Source organism: Acidihalobacter aeolianus (assembly GCF_001753165.1).
GTDB classification, from domain to species: domain Bacteria; phylum Pseudomonadota; class Gammaproteobacteria; order DSM-5130; family Acidihalobacteraceae; genus Acidihalobacter; species Acidihalobacter aeolianus.
On the sequence record NZ_CP017448.1, the window covers coordinates 786,954 to 810,249 of the forward strand.

The 23,296-nt window shown below is 62.3% G+C and carries 19 protein-coding genes; 12 read left to right on the forward strand and 7 right to left on the reverse strand.

Features of this window, described 5'->3' with window-relative positions; genetic code table 11:
* Window positions 1-26: 26 nt before the first annotated feature.
* The 3 genes from BJI67_RS03585 to BJI67_RS03595 all read right to left on the reverse strand — a co-directional run bounded on the left by BJI67_RS03585 (window position 27) and on the right by BJI67_RS03595 (window position 2,499).
* Window positions 27-872, reverse strand: a complete 846-nt coding sequence (locus BJI67_RS03585; protein WP_070071867.1) for a pirin family protein — start codon at window positions 870-872, stop codon at window positions 27-29.
* A 55-nt stretch (window positions 873-927) separates the two neighbouring features.
* A complete protein-coding gene (locus BJI67_RS03590; protein ID WP_070071868.1) occupies window positions 928-2,022 on the reverse strand; it encodes an alkene reductase in 1,095 nt (364 codons plus the stop codon).
* A gap of 129 nt (window positions 2,023-2,151) precedes the next feature.
* Window positions 2,152-2,499, reverse strand: coding sequence for an ArsR/SmtB family transcription factor (locus BJI67_RS03595; protein ID WP_231940893.1), 348 nt, complete (start codon window positions 2,497-2,499; stop codon window positions 2,152-2,154).
* A 78-nt stretch (window positions 2,500-2,577) separates the two neighbouring features.
* Here BJI67_RS03595 and BJI67_RS03600 point away from each other — a divergent pair, with 78 nt between their 5' ends.
* Window positions 2,578-3,228 (forward strand): hypothetical protein, encoded by a 651-nt coding sequence (locus tag BJI67_RS03600; protein ID WP_070071870.1) that lies wholly within the window; start codon window positions 2,578-2,580, stop codon window positions 3,226-3,228.
* Window positions 3,229-3,232: 4 nt separating this feature from the next.
* On the opposite strand, the gene BJI67_RS03605 is transcribed toward BJI67_RS03600, so the two are convergent.
* On the reverse strand, window positions 3,233-4,036 hold the full coding sequence (locus BJI67_RS03605) for a 2OG-Fe(II) oxygenase (protein ID WP_070071871.1): 804 nt from the start codon (window positions 4,034-4,036) through the stop codon (window positions 3,233-3,235).
* Between the two features lie 90 nt (window positions 4,037-4,126).
* On the opposite strand from BJI67_RS03605, the gene BJI67_RS03610 reads away from it, so the two are divergent.
* Complete coding sequence (locus BJI67_RS03610; protein ID WP_070071872.1) at window positions 4,127-5,332, forward strand: BaiN/RdsA family NAD(P)/FAD-dependent oxidoreductase; 1,206 nt, start codon at window positions 4,127-4,129, stop codon at window positions 5,330-5,332.
* A 115-nt stretch (window positions 5,333-5,447) separates the two neighbouring features.
* Window positions 5,448-7,283, forward strand: a complete 1,836-nt coding sequence (locus BJI67_RS03615) for a DEAD/DEAH box helicase (protein ID WP_083250608.1) — start codon at window positions 5,448-5,450, stop codon at window positions 7,281-7,283.
* Window positions 7,284-7,405: 122 nt separating this feature from the next.
* On the opposite strand, the gene cspE is transcribed toward BJI67_RS03615, so the two are convergent.
* The gene (gene cspE / locus BJI67_RS03620) at window positions 7,406-7,609 is read right to left on the reverse strand and encodes a transcription antiterminator/RNA stability regulator CspE (RefSeq protein ID WP_070071874.1); all 204 of its coding nucleotides are present in this window, start codon (window positions 7,607-7,609) and stop codon (window positions 7,406-7,408) included.
* Between the two features lie 235 nt (window positions 7,610-7,844).
* Between cspE and BJI67_RS03625 the strand changes: the two genes are divergently transcribed.
* The 5 genes from BJI67_RS03625 (at window position 7,845) to BJI67_RS03645 (ending at window position 14,144) form a co-directional block, all read left to right on the forward strand.
* The gene (locus BJI67_RS03625) at window positions 7,845-8,567 is read left to right on the forward strand and encodes a DedA family protein (RefSeq protein WP_083250609.1); all 723 of its coding nucleotides are present in this window, start codon (window positions 7,845-7,847) and stop codon (window positions 8,565-8,567) included.
* Window positions 8,560-10,704 carry a DNA helicase RecQ gene (recQ, locus tag BJI67_RS03630; protein WP_070071875.1) on the forward strand — a complete coding sequence of 715 codons (2,145 nt, stop codon included), beginning with the start codon at window positions 8,560-8,562 and terminating at the stop codon, window positions 10,702-10,704. The genes BJI67_RS03625 and recQ overlap by 8 nt, the downstream gene beginning before the upstream one ends.
* A 74-nt stretch (window positions 10,705-10,778) precedes the next feature.
* Window positions 10,779-11,384: a cytochrome b/b6 domain-containing protein gene (locus tag BJI67_RS03635; RefSeq protein ID WP_070073927.1), complete on the forward strand. Its 606-nt coding sequence runs from the start codon at window positions 10,779-10,781 to the stop codon at window positions 11,382-11,384.
* A gap of 297 nt (window positions 11,385-11,681) precedes the next feature.
* A complete protein-coding gene (locus BJI67_RS03640; protein ID WP_070071876.1) occupies window positions 11,682-12,995 on the forward strand; it encodes a DEAD/DEAH box helicase in 1,314 nt (437 codons plus the stop codon).
* Between the two features lie 75 nt (window positions 12,996-13,070).
* A complete protein-coding gene (locus BJI67_RS03645) occupies window positions 13,071-14,144 on the forward strand; it encodes a zinc-binding metallopeptidase family protein (RefSeq protein ID WP_070071877.1) in 1,074 nt (357 codons plus the stop codon).
* Here the strand turns inward: BJI67_RS03645 and BJI67_RS03650 are convergent.
* Complete coding sequence (locus tag BJI67_RS03650; protein WP_070071878.1) at window positions 14,141-14,887, reverse strand: peptidase; 747 nt, start codon at window positions 14,885-14,887, stop codon at window positions 14,141-14,143. The two genes, BJI67_RS03645 and BJI67_RS03650, sit on opposite strands and share 4 nt — an antisense overlap.
* Window positions 14,888-15,080: 193 nt before the next feature.
* Between BJI67_RS03650 and BJI67_RS03655 the strand changes: the two genes are divergently transcribed.
* The 3 genes from BJI67_RS03655 to BJI67_RS03665 are packed head-to-tail and all read left to right on the forward strand — an operon-like array spanning window position 15,081 to window position 20,903.
* Entirely contained in the window at window positions 15,081-16,535 is a 1,455-nt protein-coding gene (locus tag BJI67_RS03655) for a circularly permuted type 2 ATP-grasp protein (RefSeq protein ID WP_070071879.1), read from the forward strand.
* Window positions 16,536-16,538: 3 nt separating this feature from the next.
* Window positions 16,539-17,534 (forward strand): alpha-E domain-containing protein, encoded by a 996-nt coding sequence (locus BJI67_RS03660; protein ID WP_070071880.1) that lies wholly within the window; start codon window positions 16,539-16,541, stop codon window positions 17,532-17,534.
* 60 nt (window positions 17,535-17,594) lie between these two features.
* A complete protein-coding gene (locus BJI67_RS03665; protein ID WP_070071881.1) occupies window positions 17,595-20,903 on the forward strand; it encodes a transglutaminase family protein in 3,309 nt (1,102 codons plus the stop codon).
* 17 nt (window positions 20,904-20,920) lie between these two features.
* Here BJI67_RS03665 and BJI67_RS03670 read toward each other — a convergent pair whose 3' ends face one another.
* The gene (locus BJI67_RS03670; RefSeq protein ID WP_070071882.1) at window positions 20,921-21,337 is read right to left on the reverse strand and encodes a hypothetical protein; all 417 of its coding nucleotides are present in this window, start codon (window positions 21,335-21,337) and stop codon (window positions 20,921-20,923) included.
* A 342-nt stretch (window positions 21,338-21,679) separates the two neighbouring features.
* On the opposite strand from BJI67_RS03670, the gene BJI67_RS03675 reads away from it, so the two are divergent.
* Window positions 21,680-23,248 (forward strand): GGDEF domain-containing protein, encoded by a 1,569-nt coding sequence (locus BJI67_RS03675; RefSeq protein ID WP_156782011.1) that lies wholly within the window; start codon window positions 21,680-21,682, stop codon window positions 23,246-23,248.
* The last annotated feature ends 48 nt before the right edge of the window (window positions 23,249-23,296 follow it).

A 23,296-nucleotide genomic window follows, 5' to 3' on the forward strand; every position in this document is an offset into this window, starting at 1 on the left:
GAAAGCGACGCGAGTTGTTTGCGAACTCAGGGCGTGGCCAGGCGACCGCTTTGGTAATCCTCGAACGCCTGCCGGATCTCAGTCTGCGTATTCATCACGAAGGGTCCGTAGCGGACGATAGGCTCGTCGAGCGGGGCGCCAGCGGCGTAGAGGAAGCGGGCGCCTTCTACGCCGGCCTGTAGGGAGAGCTTCCCCTCGCCGGAAACGACGGCGAGTTGGCCGCGCCGGACCGAGGTCCCGGCGGTGTCGTGCAGGTCGCCTTCGAGCAATATCAGGAAGCCGGCATATCCGCTCGGTTCGGCGCGCGTGAAGCGCCCTTCCGGTCCGAGTTCGACGTCGAGGTAAACGATGTCGGTGAGCGTTTCGGCGGCACCGTCGGTGTCTGCATGACGCCCGGCGATCACGCGTACCCGAGCGTCCCCATCCTCGATCGCCGGGATACGTTCGGGTGCGATGTCCTGGTAGCGGGGCGGGTGCATCTTGAGCCGTGCGGGCAGGTTGACCCATAGCTGGTAGCCCCACATCAGCCCGGACTCCATTTCCGGCATCTCGCTGTGGATGATGCCGCGGCCGGCGGTCATCCACTGCACGGCGCCCGGCGTCAGCAAACCTTCCATGCCGGTCGAGTCGCGGTGACGCATGCGCCCGTGGACCATGTAGGTCACGGTCTCGAATCCGCGGTGCGGGTGAGGCGGGAAGCCGGCGATGTAGTCGTCGGCGCGCTCGGTGCGGAATTCGTCCAGCAGCAGGAATGGGTCGATGTCCTCCAGCCCGGGCCGGGCGATATAGCGCTTGAGGCGTACGCCGGCACCGTCGCTGGCGTCCATGCCCTCGACGATGCGGCCGATATGGCGGGTTGAGGTGTCGGTCATGTCCGTATCCTCCTGTGGCGGCCGGGCGTACCCGGCCGCCGCGGTTTCGGTTCGATCAGGCGGCGCTGTAGGCCGGATAGTCGATATAGCCCTTCTCGCCGCCCACGTAGAAGGTGTTCTGGTCGTATTCAGCCAGCGGTGCCCCTGCGGCGAAGCGTGCCGGCAGGTCGGGATTGCTGATGAAGGGTTTGCCGAAGGCCACCATGTCGGCGAGGCCCTGCGCGATCGCTGCGTCGCCGCGTGCCTGGTCGAAGCCGTTGTTGATGATCAACGTGCCGCGGTAACGCGGGCGGTAGTGTTCGGCCACGTGCGGGATCATGTTGGGAATCTCGTCCACGGGGGCGAAGGGTTCCATCAGGTGCAGATAGGCCAGCGCATGATCGTTGAGCCGGTCGATCACGTAGTCGAACTGGCTGCGGTTGTCGCTGCCGGCACCGATGTTGAAAAGCCCGCTCGGCGACAGACGGATGCCCACGCGATCCGCACCCCATACACCGGCGACGGCCTCCACGACCTCGAACACGATGCGTGCGCGCTTTTCGACGCTGCCGCCGTATTCGTCGGTGCGCTGATTGCTGGTGTCGATCAGGAACTGATTCAGCAGATAGCCGTTGGCGGCGTGGATTTCGACGCCGTCGAATCCGGCTTCGAGGGCGCTGCGGGCGGCATGTGTGTAGTCGTCGAGCGTGGAACGGATTTCGGCGAGGCTCAGCGCATGTGGCGTGACCGTCGGCTTCTGGCTGCCGTCGGGCGCGTAAAGCGTGGTTTCCGGGTTCACCGCGGACGGTGCCACCGGCGGTTTGCCGTCATGGAAATCGGGCAGGGAGATACGGCCGACGTGCCACAGCTGGCAGAAAATGCGCCCTCCCGCCGCGTGTACGGCGTCGGTCACCTGCTTCCAGCCGGCAACCTGGGCCGGCGAATACACGCCCGGTGTGTTGGGATAGCCGACGGCCTGTGGGGATATCTGGCTGCCTTCGCTGATCAGGAGTCCGGCCCCCGCACGCTGTGTGTAATAGGTCGCCTGGATCGAGCCCGCCGCAAATTCGGGGTTGGTCGCGCGATTGCGGGTCATCGGCGCCATGGCGATACGGTTGGGGAGTTCATAAGGTCCCAGTTTGATCGGACTCAGCAGGTTCTTGTCTGACATTGTGTCCACTCCTTGACGTTGGCGATGCTGCGCACGGTGCGCCAGCGATGATGGGTTAGCTTAAATCGTAATATCTAGGAACATAGATATGCGTGGTGAGTTCCTCGCATTTCGTTTTCATCCACTCGGCTAGAGTTGGGCAGCGAAATAGTTGCTGAGTGCGTGCAGAGTCTTTTCGTTGCGGCGGTAGTAGGTCCAGGGACCGACCCGGGTGGCGTCGACGAGGCCTGCGCGTTGCAGCAGGCTGAGGTAGCTGGAGACGGTGGATTGCGAGAGACCGAGCTTTTCCTGGATCGCGCCGACGCAGACGCCGCATTCGTGCACCCGGCTGAGCACCCCATGATCGGAGAAATGGCGTTCCGGGTCCCGGAGCAGTTCGAGAATCTGCAGCCGGGATGCATTGGAAAGCGCCTTGAAGACGGTGACGTGATCCATGCCGCGAGTATAAGGGATACCCTGCGTTGGTCCGAAATACACGGATAAGATCGAGGTGCGGGTTTGCTACCGTTCCGCCCGTGGCGGATCATCGGGCGCTGGCGGATATGGCAGGGATGCATGAGCGAGGCGATTCTGGTCTTGGCTGGGCTGCTGACCCTGGGCGGTCTGGCTTCACTCTGGCGCGCATGGCGCCATTGGATCCGCGGCTGGAGATGGCGCGCAGGCGGGCACGGCGGGGTCGGTGTGGCGCTGAGCGCACTGGCCGTGCTGGCTGGTCTGGCGGCGGTCGATCTGGCCGGCTACCAGCGCCTGGCCATGGAAGCGCCGGTGGCAACCATTCGTTTCCAGTCGGTAGGTCCGGATACCTATATTGCAGACCTGACTACGCAGGCCGGCAGCGTCCGTGGTTATCGCCTGCGTGGACAGGATTGGCGGCTCGATGCGCGGGTGCTCAAGTGGCGGACCTGGGCGGCCCTGCTTGGCTTCGAGCCGCTCTATCAGCTCAGGCGGTTGTCCGGGCGTTATGCCACCGTGGCGGATGCGCGCAGCCAGACGCATACCGTCTACGCCCTGGGGCGGGATCGCGGGGTCGATGTGTGGCTATGGGCGCGGCGTCTGAGGCTGCCCTTTGTCGATGCCCTCTACGGCAGCTCCGTCTACCTGCCGATGGCGAACGGTGCCGAATACCGCGTCAGCATCGGGATCGACGGACTGATCGCGAGACCCGCGAACGCAGCGGCCCGGCAGGCCGTGGACGGCTGGCACTGAGGGTTCATATCCACAGCGCCCGCGGACCGAAATAGGCCATGTCCTTGGCGCGCCGTGCGAGGTCCGCAATCAGGCTGGCGGAGGGATCGGTGCAGAAGGTCATGCTGATCAGCACCCGTCGTTCACCCTCTGACAGCGCCGTGGCCCGATGCAGCACGCGCTGACCCTCGAAGATCACCAGGGCATTCGGTGGTGTGGGGTAGCTCGTGTCGTCGCTGCCTTTGCGGCGGACTTCCAGTCTCGCCGACGACAGGCCGTCGGCACCGTGGCCGTGGTTTTCCACCGACAGCAATACGGTGAAGTGGCGGCCACGGTAGAAGTCGTAGTCGTAATGCCAGCCGATATGATCGCCGGGGCGCTCGTACAGCAGCACCGAACAGGCGCTCTGGTCGCCGACCGGCACCGGCACCAGCGGTTCGCCGACGATGTTCGAGCACAGGGCATGGAGTGACGGCGAGAGATAGAAGGCGATGATCTCCGGCGCCACGGCGAGCAGCGTGTCATAGGAGAGCGTGCTGCCGCGCTTGTGGCCAGGGATCAGGCTGCGGTCGGCGGCATGTCCTGCCAGTGCGGCCTCGCGCAGCGCGATCAGGGTATCCTGCGGCAGGCAGTCCGTCAGGCGTGCGATCCGTGCCGAGAAGTCTACCGATTCCTTTGTCAGTTTGGTCAGCGGATGCGCAGCCTGCCACGTGCGGATCACCGGCAGGGCATGCGCAAGTCGGCTCAGCCGGCGCTGCTGACGTGTGAACCGCAGGCCCGCGTAGAGCAGACCGAGCGTGGACAGGACAAAGCCGAGGGCGAGAAACATGGCATACTCCGGCGCCGTTGATCGGGGCGAATAGAAAATGTCCACACTACCCGAGATGTTTGACAGACAGATAAACGTGTACCGGGCCGTATGCGCTTCGATGTGATCGTGATCGGCGCCGGCGCGGCCGGCATGCTGTGCGCCGCGGAGGCCGGTCTGCGCGGCCGGCATGTGCTGCTGGTCGATCACGCCGAGAAGATCGGCGAACGCATCCGCATTTCCGGCGGTGGTCGCTGCAATTTCACCAACCGCGAGACGGGGCCCGCCAACTACCTCTCGCGCAATCCGCATTTCTGCCGTTCCGCGCTGGCGCGCTTCACGCCCGCGGACTTCGTCGCGCGTGTGGAGCGGCACGGGATCGCCTACCACGAACGCGACCACGGCCAGCTGTTCTGCGACGATTCGGCACAGACCATCATCGACATGTTGCGGCGCGATTGCGAAGCAGCCGGCGTGCGCTGGGCGCAGCCCTGCGCGGTGGAGGCGGTGCGCCGACTCGATGCTGACGGCGACGGGCGTTTCGAACTCGACACCCGGAGCGGCGTGTTTCGCGCGCAGTCGCTGGTGGTCGCCAGCGGCGGGCTCGCCGTACCCAAGCTGGGCGCCACGCCCTTCGGTTACCGTCTGGCCGAGCAGTTCGGCCTGCCCGTGGTGCCGCCGATGCCGGCACTGGTCCCGCTGGCTCTGCCGCCGGATGCGCTGGCGCGGCTCAAGCCGCTGTCCGGTGTGTCGGTGGCGGCCGCGGCCAGCGCGCCGCCTGATTCGCCCGTGTTCAGCGAGAACGTGCTGCTGACCCATCGCGGGCTTTCCGGCCCTGCGATCCTGCAGGTTTCCAGCTACTGGCAACTGCAGGCCGCAGTCGGCCAGCGCGGCGGCGTGCTGGTGGATCTCCTGCCGGGCGTCGATGCGGCGGCCTGGCTGGCGGAGCGCCAGCGTTCGCGGACGCTGCTCTCCAATGCGTTGGCCGAACGCCTGCCAAAGCGCTTCGCGCAGGCCTGGTGCGCGCTTGAGGGCAGCGACCGCCCGCTGGACACCTATCCGCTGCGGAGCCTGCGCGCGCTGGGCGAACGGCTCAACGCATGGCCGCTGATGCCGTCGGGAACCTTGGGCTATGCCAAGGCCGAGGTGACGCTCGGCGGGGTCGACACCGACGCTCTGTCGTCCAAGACGATGGAGGCGAGGTCGGTGCCGGGACTTTACTTCGTCGGTGAGGTGGTGGATGTGACCGGCTGGCTGGGAGGCTACAATTTCCAGTGGGCGTGGTCATCCGGCTGGGTAGCAGGGCAGTTCGCCTGATCTGGCCTGACCCGCGTTGTGAAATAAACCGCGTACCGGCTCGCGCGTTCGGCTACAATGCGCGCCCTTGTTTTCATCGGCCCGTTTCGCATGGGCCATCGCCAGCAGGTTCACGATGTCTTCAGACGCTCCCCCGCGCTTTGCCGATTTGGCGCTTGCGCCTGCCGTCCTCCAGGCCGTGGAGGAAATCGGTTACGAAAGCCCTTCGCCGATCCAGGCGCAAAGTATTCCCCCGCTCCTCGAAGGGCGCGACCTGCTCGGCATGGCGCAGACCGGCACCGGCAAGACCGCGGCCTTCGCGTTGCCGTTGCTCAGCCGTCTGGACCTGAAACGGGCGGAGCCGCAGGTGCTGGTGCTGACGCCCACCCGCGAGCTTGCCCTGCAGGTGGCCGAGGCGATGCAGACCTATGCACGCCATCTCAAGGGATTCCACGTGCTGCCGGTATACGGCGGTCAGGGCATGGATACGCAGTTGCGCCAGTTGCGTCGCGGCGCGCACGTGATCGTGGGTACGCCGGGTCGGGTACAGGACCATCTGCGCCGACGCACGCTGTCGCTCGCCGGGCTGTCCGCGTTGGTACTCGACGAGGCCGACGAAATGCTGCGCATGGGTTTCATCGACGACGTCGAGGCGATCCTGTCCCACACCCCGCCCACCCGCCAGGTGGCACTGTTCTCGGCGACGATGCCGGAGGCGATCCGACGCGTGGCGCGGACGCATCTGCGCGATCCGATCGAGATCCGCATCCAGTCGAAGACAACCACAGTGGCCACCATCAACCAGCGCTACTGGCTGGTCAGCGGGGCGCACAAGCTCGATGCGCTGACCCGCATGCTGGAGGTGGAGGAGGCGGACGCGCTGATCATCTTCGTGCGCACCAAGACGGCCACGGTGGAGCTGGCTGAGAAGCTGGAGGCCCGCGGCTATGCCTGTGCCGCGCTCAATGGCGACATGAATCAGGCGCAGCGCGAAAAGGCGGTCGAGCGTCTCAAGAACGGCAGCCTGGACATCGTGGTGGCCACCGATGTGGCGGCGCGCGGCTTGGACGTGGCGCGCATCAGCCACGTCATCAATTACGACATCCCCAACGACACCGAGGCCTACGTGCATCGCATCGGCCGTACCGGGCGTGCCGGACGCAAGGGCGAGGCGATCCTGTTCGTGTCGCCGCGCGAACGGCGCATGCTGCGTGCGATCGAGATCGCGACCGGGCAGTCGATCAGCCGTATGCATCTGCCAACCCAGGAGGACGTCGCCGACCGTCGCGTGGCGCAGTTCAAGGAGCGCGTCGGCGAGGTACTCGAAGCCCAGGAACTCGCGCCCTTCGAGGCCTTGATCGAGTCCTTTGTGTCGGAGCGCGGTATCGATCCTACCGAAATCGCTGCCGCGCTGGCCTACCTGGTGCAGCGTGAGCGTCCGCTTTTCCCGCCTGCGCCGCCGCCCATCGAGGAGTTACGGGCTCCGATGGCAAAACCGACTTCGGCAGCGGTCGACGAAGCTGGGACCGGAAAACGGCGCGGCAAGGGCGAGCAGCCGCCCATGGTGCGTTATCGCATCGAGGTCGGCCGCGAGCACGGCGTGCAGCCCAAGAACATCGTCGGCGCGATCGCCAACGAGGCGGGAGTAGAAAGTCGCTACATCGGACAGATCAAGCTCTATGCCGATTACAGTACGGTTGACCTGCCCGAGGGCATGCCCAAAGATATTTTCCGACATCTGCAGAAGGTATGGGTTTGCGGCCGACCTTTGCAGATTAGTCAATTCGAGGGCGACGAAGGTCCCGCCGAGTCCAGGGGCTCGGCAAGCCAACGCAAGACGGCAAAGCCTGCGGCGCCTAGGCGTGCGGCACCGTCTACAGGCAAACGTCGCGAGGCTTCCGGGAAACGCTCAAAGCCGGGGGCAGGCAATTCGGCCAAACGGCCTGAGAAGCGGCGCCCGAAAAAACAATGAACTGCTCGCTCGGCCGCGAGAAAACCAGGAAAAGCGAAATCCGGCGGTCGTCGGTTCGCAAGGAAAACTACGGAACCCTGCTGGCCGCAGGGCTCCGTCATAATCCGGGTTAGGAACCCTGATTATTGAGCGACGACGTTCGCCGCTTGGGGTCCCTTCGGGCCCTGCTGGAGGTCGAAAGTCACCTTCTGACCTTCCGCCAGGGTCTTGAAGCCCTGGGACTGGATCGCGCTGAAATGCACGAATACATCATCACCGCCGTTGTCCTGGGCAATGAAACCAAAACCCTTGGACTCGTTGAACCACTTCACAGTACCTGTAGCCATTTGATATCTACCTGGTGTTGCCGAAATAAAGGGTGTTGTTGGCTGCAGCGACGCAAAGGGGTTAAGGGTGGTACCGAAGGGACGACCAAAACGACTCAGCTTGAACTGCAGCGACTACAGTCTAGCCCATGGTTGTTGCGAATGCTAATGGTTTGTATAGGCTTTGTAAGTATTTGCAGTGAGCGCTGACGCGGTCTGCAGGCCATTGTATGATGTCCGTTTGCCTCATTCCGTGATGTCTCTCGAATGCCCGCCCGCGGCCGGTAAATGCGGTGCGGATGTCGATCTCTCGCCGAGTCTTGCCGTGACCGCCCAGTACATCCAGCAATACATCACCACGCATCAGGCATTCTTCCATACCTATGGTTATGCTGCGGCCTTTTTTCTGGTTCTGCTGGAGGATTTCGCCGTGCCCTCGCCGGGCGAACTTGTACTGATCGGGACCTCGCTGGTCGCTTCCCAGGGGGGGCTGCACATCCTTCCGCTACTGCTGCTTGCCTGGGCCGGTGCGGTGATCGGCGATAACATCGGTTTCGCCATCGGACATTTCGGCGGCATGCGGCTGCTGTTGCGTTATGGGCGACGCTTGGGGCTGACCCACGAACGTCTTGATCGGGTGCATCGGTTTTTCGATCGCTTTGGCGGCGAGGTGGTGCTGGTTGCCCGGTTTGTTCAGGGTGCCAGGCAGCTCAATGGTATCGTGGCCGGCAGCGCCGGCATGTCATGGCGGCGATTCTTTATATATAACGCGATCGGCGCTGCGCTCTGGGTCGGTGCCTGGGGTTATGGTGTCTATGCCCTGGGAAAACGATTCTTCAACTATCTGCCGCTCATCGAACGTTCCGCGCTGTATCTGGCCGTGGCAGCCACGGTATTGTCGGTGGCGGCCGTAACGTGGTGGTGGTGGCGCCGTCGCGTACGGGCCCGTAGCGGGTCCGGCTGGGAAGCGGATGACTGAGCTTCATCCGGATCGCGCGGAGCACATTCTGCGTGAGGTCTTCGGTTATGAACGCTTCCGCGGGCAACAGGGGGAGATTGTCAGACACGTGTCCGCCGGCGGCGATGCCCTTGTGCTCATGCCCACGGGCGGGGGCAAATCACTGTGCTATCAGATTCCTGCGCTAGAGCGCGATGGCGTGGGGGTGGTGGTTTCGCCGCTGATCGCATTGATGCAGGATCAAGTGGAGGCGCTGCGTCAGAACGGAGTACGCGCTGCTTATCTCAACTCGACCCTGAGTACCGAGGCTGGCCGTGAAGTTGAATCGAGGCTCGCTTCCGGTGATCTCGATCTGCTGTACGTGGCGCCCGAACGCCTGCTGCTGCCCCGCATGCTGGAGCGCTTGGCGAATGCACGCATTGCGCTATTCGCCATCGACGAGGCCCACTGCGTTTCCCAGTGGGGTCACGATTTCCGGCCCGAGTACATCCGGCTTTCGGTATTGCACGAACGCTTTCCTGCAGTACCGCGTATCGCGCTGACCGCGACCGCGGACGAGGACACGCGCCAGGAGATCGTCGAGCGCCTGGGCTTGGAGGGCGCGCGGGTGTTCGTCAGCGGTTTCGATCGACCCAATATCCGCTACCGCATCGCCGAGGCCGGCGGAGACGCTCGTCGCCGGCTGCTCGATTTCATCCGCGAGGAACACCCCGGCGAGGCCGGTATCGTCTATTGCCTCTCGCGCAAACGCGTCGAGGCGGTGGCCGAGTGGCTGTGTGAACACGGGCTCAATGCGTTGCCCTACCATGCTGGGTTGTCTGCCGAACTGCGTCAGACGCACCAGGCACGATTCCTGCGCGAGGAGGGGCTGATCATGGTCGCCACCATTGCCTTCGGCATGGGTATCGACAAGCCGGATGTGCGCTTCGTCGCGCATCTCAACCTGCCGCGCAGCGTGGAGGCATATTACCAGGAGACGGGGCGCGCTGGTCGCGATGGTCTCCCTGCCGATGCCTGGATGAGCTATGGCCTGCAGGACGTGATTACCCTGCGTCAGATGCAGGCAGCCTCGGAAGCCGACGAGGCGCGCAAGCGCCTGGAGCGCCATAAGCTCGACGCGATGCTGGCGCTGTGCGAAACGACGGCCTGTCGCCGAGGCGTGTTGTTGCGCTACTTCGGCGACCCTTTCGAAGCGCCATGCGGCAATTGCGACAACTGTCTGTCGCCACCCGAAACTTGGGATGCCACCACGGCAGCGCAAAAGGCCTTGTCCTGCGTGCATCGTACCGGCCAGCGATTCGGCGTGGGCCATGTGGTCGACGTGCTGCTGGGTCGTGAGGGCGAACGCGTGCGTGCGCTCGGACATGATCGCTTGAGTACCTACGGGATCGGCGGGGAACTCGATGAGGCCGGCTGGCGCGGCCTTTTTCGCCAGCTCATCGCGCATGGTCTCCTGGCCGTCGACCTGGAGGGGCATGGCGGTCTGCGTCTCACCGAGGCCAGCCGTCCGGTGCTGCGCGGCGAGGCGCATCTGCATCTGCGCACGCAGAGCAGGCCGCCCGCCCGCCGTGCTCGTGCGCGCAGTGAGGCGAACGCATTTTCCGATGTGGCCGAACGAGCCCTGTGGGCGGCGTTGCGCGCCCTGCGTCAGCGGCTCGCAGAGGCTCAAGGCGTGCCAGCCTACGTTATCTTCCACGATGCCACCCTACGCGAGATGGTCGAGGCGCGGCCCGATACCCTTGCTGAGCTCGGTAAGGTCGGGGGCGTGGGGGCGCGCAAGCTCGAAGCCTATGGCGCCGATTTTCTCGACGTCATCCGCGACCATGAGGATGCTGGCGACGGCGACCGGGAGGTGTCCTCGGCCGAAGAGACCCTGGTGCTGTTTCGTGCCGGGATGGCGGCGCCCGCCATCGCCGAGCGGCGTGGCCTGAGCCTGGGTACGATCTACGCGCATCTTGCCGGCGCCGTGGCGCAGGGCAAAATCCCGCTCGGCGAGGCGGTGGGACTGGATGAGAGTAGTCTTGTGCAGATCCGCGAGGCTATCGCCGCACAAGGGGGTGAGCGCATGAAACCCGTCTACGAGGCGCTGGGCGGTCGCTACGACTATGGGGTGCTGCGTTGCGTGCGTGCGCAAATGACTTCGGTCAAGCGCGCCTGAGACCCAAGGGGAACACCTGTTCCCGGTAACCGTCAGACTCAGTGAATGCCGAAACGGCTTACTGGGAGGAGATCATGGCGGAAAAGTTGGAATGGGATGGCATCACGCGGGGGCTGCATTGGGGCTTGACTCTATGCATTACCTTCCAGTTGTTCAGCGGGCTCCTGATCTCGACGCCCGGTACGCTGGTGTATTTCCACTTGCATGAATACGTCGGCCTGGCCGCTGCGGCCGTGATTCTGGTGCATTGGATGTGGAGCTTCACCCATCAGGACCTAGGCCTGCTCTTTCCCTGGCACAGCGCGGGTTTTGCTCGTGTTCGCGATGAGTTTACGGGTATGTTGCGCGGTCGCCTGCCCATGGCCGGGCCGCAGATCGGGCTGTCCAGCTTTATCCATGGCTTGGGGCTGCTTGCGATTACCGTCATGGGATTCACTGGGGTACTACTGTTCATGGTGATACCCGCGAGCGACGGTGGCATGGCTTCCTCGGCGTATCCGGTTGCGATCACCTCACTCTCATTGATACATCGCTATATGTCCTACATGGTGTGGATTTACTGGCTGGGACACGTCGGATTCGCGCTGTTGCATCAGCTCAGGGGCGGTGGCGTGTTCGGTGCGATCTTCCTGGGACGCCCGGAGCGAAATCCGGAAGTCGCCAAGTCGAATCGGGCCTGACGCCATAAAGAACGCGCCCTGCGTGCCTGTGTGGCGAAGGGCGCTCGTTGTTGGGGGTATGTACTGCAGAATCTCGGCAGTGGGGTAATTGTGGTATCATTCGACCCTGTTTGTTGAAGCGCGGAGCATTTAACTGCGCTATTACGTACCTGCGATCACATCCTTCAGTGACTTTGGCCGGTACCTTCAAACCGGTCGCGGTCTGCCTTCGCCAGGGCCATTCCCCGATAGCTTCGATCAGAGCCGACGCATCTGCGCGGCCGTGCCTTGGCGATTTTTATTCTTGAGGAGTACTTGATGTCATTTTCCGATCTCGGCCTGTCGGCCGACGTGCTGCGTGCCGTTACCGAGCAGGGTTACGAAACCCCGACTCCCATCCAGGCGCAGGCCATTCCTGCGGTATTGCGCGGCAAGGACCTGATGGCCGGCGCGCAGACAGGTACCGGCAAGACGGCCGCTTTTACGCTGCCATTGCTTGACCGCCTGGCGAGCACCGCGCAGGGTGGTCAACGGAGAGTGCGGGCGTTGATTCTGGCACCCACCCGCGAGTTGGCAGCTCAGGTGCAGGACAGCGTTCGCGTGTATGGTGCCCACTTGCAGTTGCGCAGTCTCGCCGTATTCGGTGGTGTCGGCATCCAGCCGCAGATCACTGCCTTGCGTCGTGGGGTCGATATTCTGGTGGCAACGCCGGGGCGGCTGCAGGATCACCTGGACCGGGGCAGTGTCGATCTGTCCAAGGTTGAGATCTTGGTGCTCGACGAGGCTGACCGTATGCTGGACATGGGTTTTTTGCCGGCCATCGAGCGTATCCTGCGCAGTGTGCCCGCGCGACGCCAGACACTGCTGTTTTCCGCGACCTTCGCCGGCCCGATACGCCAGCTCGCCGGACGTTTTCTGAGCGAGCCCGAGGTTATCGAAGTGGCGCGCGCCAATGCGACCACCGAGTCGGTGAGTCAGTCGGTGTATCTGGTGGACCACGCGCGCAAGCGCGAGTTGCTGTCCTATTTGATCGGTGCGCGTAATTGGCGGCAGGTGCTGGTGTTCACACGTACCAAGCGCGGTGCTGACCGTTTAGCTGCCAGCCTGGAAAAGGATGGTCTGACGGCGGCTTCGATTCACGGGGACAAGAGTCAGGGTGCCCGTACTCGTGCGCTCAAGGACTTTAAGCGGCAATCTGTACGTGTGCTCGTCGCGACTGACGTAGCTGCACGTGGGTTGGATATTGACCGGTTGCCTCACGTGGTCAACTACGAACTGCCGGACACCCCGGAGGACTATGTGCATCGCATTGGCCGTACCGGGCGTGGCGGCGAGCGTGGCGAAGCGATGTCGCTGGTATGTGCCGACGAGTCGGGCCAGTTTCGTGCAATCCAGAGCCTGATCAAGATACCGTTACCGGTGTCCACCGTAGAAGGTTTCGAACCTGCTGCGCCGTTCGATCCCAATCGCGCTGTAGGCAAACCGCCGATCAGACGCGGTGCAGGTAGCGGTAAGTCTGCCGCCAGCAGCAGACGTCGTCCGGCCCCCCAAGCATCTCATCCGCGCGGCGATCGTGGGCGCCCGCAGGGGGCGGGTAAACCGGGGTCACGGGCTCGGCAGCGTCGGGCCTAGGCAGACGGAACTGTCTGCGGCAGCATTAGCGCACCGGTCCATGTTTGGGACGGTGCGCACGCAGGCGGAATGGCCATGAGAACGTTTAGATGTAGTTGCGGAAACCAGCTCTATTTCGAAAATACCCGCTGCCTTGTCTGCGGGAAAAAACTTGGTTTTCTGCCCAATCTCGGCCTGATGTCAGCGCTGGCGCCCGCTACCGAGAATCTCTGGAAACCCGAATGCACTGAAGACGCTCGGCTGCGCTACAGGATGTGCCGGAATTATTCGGTCGAGACCGTGTGTAATTGGATGGTTCCGGCCGGTGACCCCGATCCGTACTGCCATGCGTGTCGGCTCAACCAGGCTATCCCGAATCTGGCGAAGCCGAACAACCGTCAGGCTTGGCTGCGCATCGAGAAGGCCAAGCGCCGCCTGATCTATACCTTGGATCGTCTGCATCTCCCGGTGATCGGCAAGTCACAAGATCCCCAGAAAGGGCTGGCATTTGCCTTTCTGGAGGACAGTGACGACAGCCTTGAATTCAACGATGAGGGCGGCAGCGGACGCGTGTTCACCGGGCACCTCGAAGGCACGATCACAATCAACCTGGCTGAGGCCGATCCCAGCACCCGCGAGCGGGTGCGCGAGGCGATGAACGAGCAGTATCGGACCCTGTTGGGGCATTTCCGCCATGAAAGCGGTCACTATTACTGGTATCGGTTGATCGATCGCAGCCCCTGGGTCGACGAATTCCGCGCCCTATTCGGCGACGAGCGTGCCGATTATGCGGCTTCGCTGGCGAAATACTATGCCGCCGGGCCGCCATTGAACTGGTCAAGCCGGCACGTGAGCGCGTATGCAGGTGCGCACCCCTGGGAGGACTGGGCGGAAACCTGGGCGCATTATCTGCATCTGGTCGACACGCTGGAAATGGCTGGAGATTATGAGCTGGCGGTACATGGCCGGCCCATGCGTACTCTGGATGCTGCGCGTGAGGAAACGGCCGATCTGGATGGCCTGCTGGCGGACTGGCACCATCTGACCCAGGCGCTCAATTCCCTCAACCGCTGCATGGGGCAGCCGGATGCCTATCCCTTCGCGCTGACCGGGCTTGCGGTGGAGAAAATCCGTCTGGTGCATCGGGTCATCATGGCCTCGGTAGTCTAGTGGTGATGCAGCTCGGTTTCCCAGTCGAACTGGGGCAGGGCGTTAATGCCGTCCATCAAAGTCTTGTTCCATATCTGTTGTACGTCCACGTATAGCGGGTCGTCCACGTCGAGCAGCATGCGGTGCTCCAGATGGAGGCTGCCAGTCTCGTAGATCGCAAGCTCGAAGGGTGCGCCCACGGAGACGTTGCTGCGCATGGTCGAGTCCAGCGAGACCAGCGAACAGCGCGCGGCATCGCCTAGCGACGTTTCCGGGCGCACCACGCGGTCGAGGATCGGTTTGCCGTATTTGATCTCGCCGATCTGAAGATAGGGTTTGGAGGGCGGGGCTGAAATGTAGTTGCCTTCCGGATAGATCAGCAGCAGTTCGTGTGCCTGGGTGCCGATCTGGCCGCCAAGAATGAACGTGGTTTCCAGGTTCACTCCACTGCGCTGGCCGGCGCCGGAATGATGCCGTTGTACCTCGCAGTTCAGATTCCCGATATAGTCGGCGGCCTCGAAGAGATGTGTTACGGTGTTGAGGCTGAGCTTTGCCTTGCGCTCGATATCGCGCTCGATCAGGTTGATCACAGCCTGCGTGGTCGCCAGGTTGCCGGCGCTCAGCAAGACGAAACACCGCTCGCCTGGCATGTCGAATGCATACATTTTGGAATAGGTGTTGATGTGGTCCATGCCGGCGTTGGTGCGGCTGTCCGACGCGAAAACCATTCCGGAGTTGACCTTGATCGCGAGACAGTACGTCATGGTTGGATATCCTTCGACAGGCACGGGCGATGCGTCATTCGCGACCGACTCAGCTACATCTCCGCCCGCGCACTTTTTTGGTGCAATTGTGGCCGCAGCGTCGTGACGCCCGGTCCCGTGGCCAAGGACGGATTTGGCCAAAAGGGATGGCGGGGAGTGGTCACCGACGCATCATCTCACAGGGAGGGCGTGCATGGCGATTGATTGGCGGCAGTATCAGGCAGAGGGTTTTTTCGACGAACTGATCGCCTCTCCAGGTAAGCCTCGGCATGCAGCGGGTGAACTCTGCCGCTTCCTGGGCGCACTGAATGACCAGGAGCTCGCTCACTACCGCAGTGCGGCTGAACTGGCTATCCGCACGATGGGGATCACCTTTACAGTCTACTCGGAAGGCGACGGTTCGATCGATCGGGCCTGGCCCTTCGATGTCGTGCCGCGCATCATCGCGCGTTCGGAATGGGAGCAGATCGAACGCGGCCTGAAGCAGCGTGTGCAGGCGCTCAATCTGTTCATCGACGACCTGTATCATCGCCAACGCATCCTCAAGGACGGCGTGGTACCGCGCGAGCTGATTGCCAACTCACGCGATTTCCGCGAGCAGTGCATGGGGATCAACCCGCCACATGGCATCTGGGCCCACATCTGCGGCTCCGACCTCGTGCGCGACAAGGACGGCACGGTCTACGTGCTGGAAGACAACCTGCGCGTCCCCTCCGGCGTGTCCTACATGCTCGAGAACCGGCAGGTGATGAAGCGCGTGTTTCCGGATCTGTTCGAGAACTACAGCATCCTGCCGGTGGACGACTATCCGGCGCAGCTGTTCGACTGCCTGAGTGCATTGTCGCGGCGGCGCTCCAAGCGCCCTGAGGTGGTGGTGCTGACACCCGGCATCTACAACTCGGCCTACTTCGAGCATGCCTATCTGGCACAACAGATGGGGGCCGAGCTGGTCGAGGGCTCGGACCTCGTCGTCGGCGACGACGACTGTGTGTACATGCGTACGATCGAGGGACTGTCCCGGGTCGACGTGATCTACCGCCGCATCGATGACCTGTTCCTGGACCCGGAGGTCTTCCGCGAGGACTCGCAACTGGGTGTTCCGGGGTTGATGCGCGCCTGGCGCAAGGGCAACGTGGCACTGGCCAACGCACCGGGCTCCGGGGTCGCGGACGACAAGGTGATCTACACCTACGTCCCCAAGATCATCCGGTATTACCTGGATCAGGATCCGATTCTGCCCAACGTCCCGTCATATCTATGTGTGAACAAGGACGAGCGCGAATACGTGCTGGCGAATCTAGACAAACTGGTGGTCAAACCGGCCAACGAATCCGGTGGCTACGGCATGCTGATCGGCCCTGCCGCCAGTCGCAAGGAACGCGAAGCCTTCGCCGACCTGATCCGTCGTCAGCCCCGCAACTACATGGCCCAGCCGATGCTCAGCCTGTCGACCGCGCCGACCTTGATCGACAGTCATGCCGAGCCTCGCCATCTCGATTTGCGGCCGTTCATCCTGTCCGGGAAAAAGACCTATGTGACGACCGGTGGTTTGACCCGTGTGGCCTTGCGCAAGGGCTCCACCGTAGTGAACTCGTCTCAGGGCGGGGGCAGCAAGGACACCTGGATCGTCGACGTGGAGGGCAATTGAGCCATGCTGTCGCGGGTTGCTGAACGGATTTACTGGATGGGGCGCTATCTCGAGCGGGCCGAGAACACGGCACGTCTGATCAACGTCAACACGTTGTTGTTGCTGGATCTACCAAAGGGTGTGTCCTTGGGCTGGCAGCCATTGGTCGATATTATGGGGAGTACCGAGCAGTTTGCCGAGCATTTCACCGAGGCTTCCGAACGCAACGTAGTGCGTTTTCTGATTGCCGACGAGAAAAACCCGGCCTCCTTGCTGAGCTCGCTCAAGTTCGCGCGCGAAAATGCGAGGACCGTTCGCGATACGTTGCCGGGAGAGGGCTGGGAGCGGATCAACGACCTGTTTCTCAAGGCCAAGGCCGATTTGCCTTCCGGGTTGGCGCGCGGGCGGCGTTACGACAACCTGGTCGAGGCGATCGCAGCCTGCCAGCAGATCACCGGCATGCTGGCCGGCACCATGCTGCACAATGAGGGCTACGATTTTCTGCGCATTGGTCGCAACTTGGAGCGCGCCGACATGACTACCCGCATCATCGACGTGCGCACGGCCTATGTCGGCACCAGCGTACCTGGGGTGGAGCTGGAGCCATTCCTGCACGCGCAATGGCTTTCGCTGCTACGCTCGATTTCCGCCTACCAAGCCTATTGGCTCAAGGTTCAGGCGCCGGTACGCCGCCAGGAAGTACTCGAATTCCTGTTCAAGGAACGCCAGTTTCCACGCTCGGTGCTGCATTGCATCGGCGAGGTTGCCGGTGCCATTGAACGGTTGCCGCGTAATGTGGTGCCGCTCACCACTGCCGGGAAGCTGGCCGCTCATCTCGACAAACGCAGGGTGAGTCGCATGGACGACGCGGCGGTACATGCTTTTGTTGATCGTCTGCAGCTCAAACTGAGTCAATTGCACGAATCCATCGCCGCCACCTATTTCCAATTTGCGACGATGGATGCACGGCTGCGCAGTGGACGCAAGCGTAAATCTGCAGCTGCCACTGCAGGAAACTGAAACCTCAACGGCGGCACCTGTCCGCGCCCGCGTACCTGACCTCTCTAGGAGCTTCGCCCGATGGCTATTCGCGTAGCGATCCACCATCACACGGAATATCTCTACGATCGCCCGGTTGCGCTGACCCCGCATCTGGTCCGCCTGCGCCCGGCGACCCATACGCGCACTCCGGTCTTGAGCTATTCCCTCAAGGTCGATCCTCCCGATCATTTCATCAATTGGCAACAGGATCCCTTCGGCAATTTCCAGGCTCGTCTGGTGTTCCCGCACAAGACGCGGCGTTTGGCGGTGACGGTCGAACTGGTCGCCGAGATGACTGTGATCAATCCCTTCGATTTCTTTCTGGAATCCTATGCCGAACACTGGCCGTTCGATTACGCGCCGGACCTCGACAAGGCGCTCGCGCCTTACTGCGAGTGCGATGAAACGGGCCCTCTGCTGCAGGAGTGGCTGGCACAGGTGCCGCGTGAGAAAGCGCGCACCGTGGATTTCCTGGTCGCCCTGAATCAGCGGTTGCAGGGGGACATCGAATATCTGGTACGTATGGAGCCGGGCGTGCAGACCTGCGAGGAGACCCTCGAAAGGCGCAGTGGATCGTGTCGCGATTCGGCCTGGTTGCTGGTGCAGATCCTGCGTCATCTGGGTCTTGCTGCGCGCTTCGTGTCCGGTTATCTGGTGCAGCTGACCGCGGACGTCAAGCCCCTGGATGGGCCTGCCGGACCGACGGAGGACTTCACCGATCTGCACGCCTGGGCCGAAGTCTACGTGCCCGGCGCCGGTTGGGTAGGCCTCGATCCCACCTCCGGACTGTTCGCGGGCGAAGGCCACATCCCGCTCGCATGTACGCCGTCGCCGGCGGATGCCGCGCCGTTGACCGGGGCCAGCGATCCCTGCGAGGTCGAATTCGGCTACCGCAACGAGGTGGTGCGCATCCACGAAGACCCGCGGGTGACGTTGCCCTATACCGATGCCCAGTGGGCGGAGGTGATGGCGCTCGGTCATGCGGTCGATGAGGATCTGACCCAGGGCGATGTCAGGCTGACCCTGGGCGGAGAGCCGACCTTCGTGTCGGTGGACGACATGGACGACGCGCAGTGGAATACGGCGGCGCTGGGCGAGCAAAAACGGGATCTGGCCGATGCGCTGTTCCGCCGACTGCGCGCACGCTTCGCGCCCGGCGGTTTGCTGCATCGGGGGCAGGGCAAGTGGTACCCGGGCGAGCCGCTGCCGCGCTGGGCGCTGACCTGCGTCTGGCGTCGCGATGGTCAGGCTCTGTGGCGGGATGCCCGCTGGCTGGCCGACGAGGATGCACCGGGCGAGGCCGATGCGGCTACGGCCGAGCGTTTTGCCGAACGTCTGGCCCACCGTCTCGGCCTGGGTACGGAGTATCTGATCGCCGGATACGAGGATGCCTATCACTACCTGCACGCGGAACAGCAGCTGCCGGATAATCTCGATCCGTTGGCGGCCGATCTCGATGATCCGCTCGAGCGCCGCCGCCTGGCTGCGATCCTGTCTCGCGGTCTTGGCACTCCGGCAGGTTATGCGCTGCCCTTGCGCTGGGCGGAGTCCGACGGGCACTGGCGCTCGTCGCGCTGGCGCTTCCGTGGCGAAACGATGTACCTGCTACCCGGCGATTCGCCGATGGGGTATCGCCTGCCTCTCAACGCCTTGCCTTGGGTCGAGCCGACGCGACGGGCCCTGCCGCCGACCCGCGATCCTTTCGCCCCGGAGACGGGTTTCGGGCAAAGCATGGGCGAAGTGGCGAGGCGTTACGATCTGGAAGGCGAACACGTTCCTCCGATAGCTGCCGAGCCATCATTCGCGGATGTGGACGAGTGGGCTGCAGGTGGCGGTCCCGTGGCCCACACGGCACTGTGCGTCGAGGCCCGCGATGGCCGCGTTTATCTCTTCCTGCCCCCGTTGAGTCATGCGGAGCACTTCCTCGATTTGATCGCCGCGGTCGAAGACGTGGCCGCTGAACTCCAGCAGCCGGTGATCCTGGAAGGTTACGAGCCACCTGAAGACTCCCGTCTTCAGCGGTTCAAGCTCACTCCCGATCCCGGTGTTATCGAGGTCAATATCCATCCGGCTGCTAGCTGGGATGAGCTGGTGGAGATGACCACGGCACTTTACGAGGAGGCGTTTCGAACCCGCCTGGGTACCGAAAAATTCATGCTCGACGGACGTCACACGGGTACCGGGGGCGGCAACCACGTGACCCTGGGCGGCCCCGCACCCGCAGACAGTCCGTTGCTGCGCCGCCCGCAATTGCTGAGCAGCCTGCTGATCTATTGGCAGCATCACCCGGCGCTGTCGTATCTCTTCTCAGGGATGTTCATCGGCCCGACCAGCCAGGCGCCGCGTGTCGACGAGGCGCGCGACGACGCGCTCTACGAACTCGAGATCGCGTTGCAGCAAATGCCGCCCGGCGAAACGCCTGCGCCTTGGCTGGTCGATCGGTTGCTGCGCAATCTGTTGACCGACGTGACCGGCAACACGCATCGCTCGGAGTTCTGCATCGACAAGCTATATTCGCCCTCCGGTACGGCCGGCCGTCTGGGACTGCTCGAATTTCGCGGTTTCGAGATGCCCCCGCATTCGCGCATGAGTCTGGTGCAGATGCTGCTGCTAAGGGCCCTGGTCGCGCGGTTCTGGGAACACCCCTACCTGCATCGACCGCAGCGCTGGGGCACGGCATTGCACGACCGATTCATGTTGCCGCATTTCGTCTGGGCCGATCTCAAGCAGGTGATCGAGGATCTGCGGAGCTGGGGCTATACCTTCGATTTGCAGTGGTTTGCGCCGTTTCTGGAATTCCGCTTCCCGCACTACGGCACGGTGCACTGGAACGGTATCGGAATGGAACTGCGCAGCGCGCTGGAACCGTGGCACGTGTTGGGTGAGGAAGTGACCGCGACGGGTACGGCGCGCTATGTGGATTCGTCGGTCGAGCGTGTGCAGATTCGGGTGACAGGGTTGCCCGACACGCGCTATCGGGTTGCCTGCAATGGCCGGCAGGTGCCGCTGACCCCGACCGGGGTGCCTGGCGAATATGTCGCAGGGGTGCGCTTCAAGGCCTGGCAGCCGCCTTCAGGGCTGCATCCGACGATACCGCGACAGGTGCCTCTGGTGTTCGATCTCGTCGACGATTACAACGCGCATGCGGTGGCCGGATGCACCTACCACGTGGCTCATCCCGGCGGCCGCAACTACGATCGCTATCCGGTCAATGCCAACGAAGCAGAGGCACGCCGCATGGCCCGATTCCGCGCGGAGGGTCACACCCCCGGAGGGAGCGTCCTATCACGCGAAGAACCTAATCCGTATTTTCCCACGACGCTGGATTTGCGTTACGCCCCCGATTGAATCGCGCTGGCTGGTTTTCAGTCTTCGTCTTCGTCCCAGTCGTCGTCTGTGTCATCTTCGTCGTCTGAGTCGATGTCCGCATCGGCGCTACTGGTTAACAACTCGTCCAGCAGTTCTTCTGGTTCGTCGGAAGAAGATTGCGACGTTGCAAACCCGCGTTCCGCAACCGTCTGGGCGCGGCTGACGCGTGGGCGAAACTCCTTGCGCGCGTTGTTGAACGCGGACTTCAGTGTCCCGAGGTCGGCCTCGCCGTCCTGCAGTTCGCGCAGCTTCGCATCTACGATCTCGCGCTTATACTCAAGGAAGCTATTGCGCGCCAGATTGAACAGGTACATGGTATCCGGCTTGCCTGTATTCAGACGTTGATCCAGTACTACGGGTGTGCTCTTGGCGCCCGCTTCCAAGTAGCCGAACCATATTGGATTTTCGCTCATGAGTAGTGACAGCCTGCCGGTTGACCGCTGAGGTGGTAGGTTCTGGTTATGGGTGACAAGGGTGCAAGCTCGGTGAGATTCCGATCTGGCAGCCCGCCTTTCAATCCATAGGATGAGTCTCGCGCCGAATGATAATCATTGCAGCGTCGCTGTCCATATTTTTGTGCATCGATAAGACTTATAGGGCGGTTTGTCAGCGTGACCGTGTCGCGTGTCTTATGCTCTAGTCTGATGGGGGTGCCGAGCGATCCCCCCGCGAGCGCCCTTAAATACACATATAAGAGAGCTTTCTTAAGTTTATGGTTTGCGCTCCGGTAGATATCACCGATTCGAGGAAATCACGTGGTTGAGGTGGACGCACAGTACACAGTTACCGGATGTTTTGCCGACAGTCATATGGAGGCCGCTTTCCGGCGTGCCCACCTAGGATGGATCACCGGGCGTTTGATCGTCGGGGGGCTGGTGGGCGGGGCCCTTTACTGGAGCGTGTTGTTCCACGACCACGTGGTACAGGAAGTCAATCACTCGCATCTGCAGATGCTGGGCCGCTTGGCTGTTTTGCTCGCAGGAATATGGCTGGCGTACCGTGCATATGTCAGCAACCGTAAGGGAAGCGACCCGCCACTGATCAGTTTGCTCATTTTTGAATTGATCTTGGCTGGCAGCTTCCTGTTTATGGTTTCTCTGCACAATGCCAATGTCGAGTTTCATGCGATGAGCATGCTCGTTATCGTTGCCTTGCTGTACATGTTTCTGCCCAGCCTTTGGCCAATTGAAATGCTGTTGCCCTGGCTATTCAGCCTGGCGTTTCTGGCACTGTCTGGATTTGATCAGGCCGATACCGTTGCTGATCGTCTCGTTCTTGTCTTTCTGGTCCTGGTTGTTAACGCACTGGGTACTTATTTTGTGCGCGTGATCAATCGTGGTCAGCGCTCGGAATACCTGACCGTGCAGGCCTTGCAGTCGATGAATAATGAACTTGGCCAGAAGGTGATTGACTACCGGCAAGTGGAGGAGCGTTTACGAGCGAGCGAGGATAATCTTCAGCATCTGTTTGACGCCGCACCCGTGCCATTGGTGCTCACGCGTGATCGAGACGGCGCCCTGTTACGAATCAACCGAGCAGCTTCCGCATTGTTAGGTATTGAAAGCGATCACAATCTCAGTTCCTTATTCACCCCGGGTTTCTACGAGGATTTGCGTGAGCGTGAATGGATTGTAGGCAGGCTGCGTTCAGTGGGTGTGGTGGATGGTATCGATATTCATCTACGTACCATCAAAGGCAAGCCAGTCGAAGCTATTTTGACCGCGGTTCGTACTGAATATGATGGAGAGACCGTATACTTTGTTGCACTCGTGGATATCAGCGAGCGCAAGCGTATCGAGCGCGAGCTGCAGAGGCTTGCAAGTACGGATACCTTGACCGGGCTGCACAATCGTCGCAGTTTTTTCGCCCTCGCGGAAACGGAGATCAAGCGCGCCAAGCGCAAAAATGGTCCTTTGAGCCTGCTTTTGCTCGATGTGGATAATTTCAAGAATATTAATGACCGTTTCGGGCATTCGGTCGGGGATGCTGCGCTGGGTGCGATCGTCGATGCAGTGACGCAGTGTCTAAGGGATTATGATATTGCTGCCCGAATCGGGGGTGAGGAGTTTGCCGTTTTGTTGCCAGATGTACCGCAAACAGGGGCGATGGAAGTCGCGGAACGGGTTCGTGAGGCTATCGAGCACGCGCGGTTCACTACGCCTGCAGGTCCGTTCAGTCTGACGGTCAGTATTGGTGTCGCGCCCGTCAGTACGGATGCGGCTACGATCGATCGTGCACTCAGCCTGGCAGATGATGCCTTGTATGTGGCCAAGCGCGCCGGGCGCAATCGCGTTTCGCTGGCGGCAAATTCCGGTGCGGCATAGAGATGCGTCAGGAGTGGTATGAGATGGAGTTTGTGTGGGTTCGGTGAG